General features: G+C 53.7%; 1 protein-coding gene. It reads right to left on the reverse strand.

What is annotated here, in order from left to right:
* Window positions 1-255: S-layer homology domain-containing protein (locus L3D05_RS26925; RefSeq protein WP_239618603.1), on the reverse strand; the 255-nt coding region annotated here is incomplete at both ends.

The following is a 255-nucleotide window of genomic DNA, read 5'->3' on the forward strand; positions in this document are numbered from 1 at the left end:
CGCCTTGCAAGCGTTCGTTACCCATCTGGATACGATTGCAGCCATCTGAGCACGAGTTACAACTTCCGTAGGACGGAATGTACCATCGTTGAATCCGAGGAGTATTCCGTTTGCGCTTGTCGCGTTGATCTCTTGGCTTGCCCAATGCTTGTTCGCCATATCCTTGAAGCTTAACGCTTTCGTGCCTGATGTAGGCAGATTGCGACCCAGCATGGCTGCCATCTCCGCACGGCTCACCGAAGCTTCCGGACGGAA

The organism is Cohnella mopanensis (genome assembly GCF_022352055.1).
Taxonomy (GTDB): Bacteria; Bacillota; Bacilli; order Paenibacillales; family Paenibacillaceae; genus Cohnella; species Cohnella mopanensis.